Annotated in this window: 2 protein-coding genes; both read left to right on the forward strand. The window is 39.4% G+C overall.

What is annotated here, in order from left to right:
• The coding region (locus CDG77_RS38350) for a hypothetical protein (RefSeq protein WP_223270154.1) at positions 1-185 on the forward strand (185 nt) is incomplete at its 5' end.
• Entirely contained in the window at positions 152-2989 is a 2838-nt protein-coding gene (locus CDG77_RS34370; RefSeq protein WP_223270155.1) for a non-ribosomal peptide synthetase, read from the forward strand. The genes CDG77_RS38350 and CDG77_RS34370, both read left to right, overlap by 34 nt.
• Positions 2990-3062 lie beyond the last annotated feature (73 nt).

Raw genomic sequence — 3062 nt, forward strand, 5'->3', positions numbered from 1 at the left:
CGACGGCAGCCCCTTCACCCCCCTTTAAAATGATTATCATTATTGTTGGTGGAATAGTTTATTTTATGGAAGTCCCTAATTTATCAGCAATGTTGCAATTCTCCAGAAAAAACCATCAATCGAATGTGCAACACCATTTATGGAGAAGTTTATGGAACTTACAAAAGCAAATATTGTTTCATTAGATTACCAAATTCGGCAACTTATAGATATTCAGCCAGTTACACCTTTATTTAAGAATGTAAATCAGCATAAAGCCGAGGAAAAAGTAACAATATTTGATGCTATATCTGTAAGTTTACGTGAGAGAATATATGATTTAACTGCTAATTCTCCTGTTAATAAGCTCGCCTTATATCTCTTAGCAATCAAATTGCTAATATTTAAATATACTGCTCAAGAAGAGTTTGCAGTAGCAATCGGTGCTTTAAACCTAGACAAATCGGATAGCCTTATTTTTTTGCGCTTCAATGGTCAAAATTTCACCTCATTTAAGGATTTATTAAAAACAACCCGCAGTAATCTCCAAGAGGGATACCGCTACCAAAGCTATGATGTAGATGCTTTTATCGAAACGTTCCTTGCCAGAGGCGGTAATCCAGCAGCAATTTTTGATATTGCTTTGATACAAGATGGATTTTGCAGCCGCAGTTATTTGTTAAACAAGTTTCAATTAGTTTTTGAAATTGATGCTAAAGATACTTCTGTTGCGATAACTTTCCTAAAAGATGGTTTTCATGCAGATTTTGTCCAGAGAATGCTGGGGCATTTTCGGCAAATCTTGGGAACTGTAACGGCTAATCCTGATTGTAAATTATCAGAAATTGACATACTAACACCAGAAGAACGTTACCAATTACTTCCAAAATGTAATAATTCAGAAATTCAATATCCTAAAGACAAATGCATCCAGCAGCTATTTGAAGAGCAAGTAAAGCGTAGCCCCGATGCAGTAGCAGTGGTGTTTGAAAATCAACAATTAACTTATAAACAATTAAATGAACGAGCTAATCAGTTAGCTAATTATTTGCAAGCAAAAGGCGTAAAACCAGAAATATTAGTAGGTATTTGCGTCGAGCGTTCCCTAGATATGGTAGTAGGATTATTAGGAATTCTCAAGGCGGGGGGCGCTTATGTACCTTTAGATGCGAGCTATCCGCAAGAACGTTTGGCATTTGTGATGCAAGATGCTGCGGTGCCAATTCTATTGACGCAAAGGCAACTTGTGGACAAAGTGCCAAAAAACCAAGCACTGATAATTTGCTTGGACACAGACTGGCCAGAAATTGCTGGCGAAAGTCATAAAAATCCTAATTGCTTGGTAAAACCGGACAACCTTGCTTATGTAATCTACACTTCTGGTTCTACTGGGAAACCAAAAGGCGTATTAATTACACACGCTAATGTAATTCGATTGTTTGCTGCGACAAAAGAGTGGTACCAATTTAACGAGCAAGATGTATTTACCCTATTCCATTCTTATGCTTTTGATTTCTCCGTGTGGGAAATTTGGGGCGCTTTATTTTACGGTGGTCGTTTGGTAGTAGTTCCTTATAATGTGAGTCGCTCACCGGATGCTTTTTATGATCTCTTGTGTTCTGAAGGTGTGACTGTTCTGAATCAAACACCGAGAGCTTTTGGGCAATTAATTGAAGCAGAAGAGTTTAAAGGAGTTAATCAGAATCTCAAGCTGCGTTTGATTATTTTTGGTGGCGAGGCGCTGGAATTTCACAAATTAAAACCTTGGTTTGATCAACATGGAGATACTGCGCCCCAATTAGTTAATATGTACGGGATTACGGAAACGACTGTTCATGTCACCTATCGCCCCTTGACAATAGCAGATTTAAAGAGTTCAGCTAGTGCGATCGGTTGTGTTATTCCTGACTTGCAAGTTTATCTGCTAGATCAGAATCTTCACCCCGTACCTATTGGGGTTGTGGGTGAAATGTACATTGGTGGTGCAGGTGTAGCCCGGGGTTATCTTAACCGTCCCGAACTAACTAAAGAAAGATTTATTCCTAACCCATTTAGCAACGATGCCAAGTCGCGTCTGTACAAAACAGGCGATTTAGCTCGTTATTTATCTTCAGGAGATTTGGAATATTTAGGGCGGATCGATCATCAGGTAAAAATTCGTGGTTTTCGGATTGAAACTGGCGAAATTGAGGCAGCGATCACAGCTCACCCATCTGTCAAACAAACAGTAGCGATTGTGCGGGAAGATCAGCCGGGAGAAAAACGCTTATGCGCTTATCTTGTTGTCTCAAAAAAACTCTCAAATACGGAATTGCACTTGTTTTTGAAGCAGACATTGCCTGAATACATGGTGCCTTCGGCTTTTGTGATTTTGTCGGCTTTACCATTAACTTCCAACGGCAAAATAGACCGTCAATCTCTGCCAATACCGACTCAGGCAAGGCCAGAATTAGCAGCTAGTTTTATGGCTCCTCAGACTGAAGAAGAAGAAGTATTATTTAATATTTGGTCTGAAGTTCTCAAGATTCAATTGATTGGTATTGATGACAACTTTTTTGAGTTAGGGGGAGATTCTATCTTAGGAATTCAATTTCTCTCAAAAGCCAAACAACTTGGGTTAAATTTTTCCCTCCAGCAACTTTTCCAATATCAGACAATCCATCAACTAGCTCAAGTTGTTCGTCGTGAAAACCATTGTTTATCTACACCAAAAATAGAGCCTTTTAGTCTAATTTCTCAGGAAGAAAAACTTTCCTTCTCTGAAGATATAGAAGACGCATACCCATTGACAAAGCTCCAAGCCGGGATGGTTTTTCACAGCGAATACAGCGTTGATACAGGACTTTATCACGATATCTTCAGTTATCATCTGCGATCGCCCCTTGATTTGAATATTTTACAGTCAGCGATCGCAGATTTAATCAGCCGCCATCCGATATTACGCACAAGCTTTGCCATAGCTGAATTTCAGCAGCCATTACAACTGGTTCATCACACAGTCAAGATGTAGTTGTTCACTCTCCCCCATCAAAAAAGGATCAAGAGAGAACGGGGATGGGGGGATGTTTTATACCTTTACGAGC

The sequence above is a fragment of the Nostoc sp. 'Peltigera membranacea cyanobiont' 213 genome (genome assembly GCF_002245975.1).
Classification (GTDB): domain Bacteria; phylum Cyanobacteriota; class Cyanobacteriia; order Cyanobacteriales; family Nostocaceae; genus Nostoc.

Coding starts and splice junctions, on each gene's coding strand:
- CDG77_RS34370 (WP_223270155.1), top strand. CDS start 152: ATGGAACTTACAAAAGCAAATATTGTTTCATTAGATTACCAAATTCGG.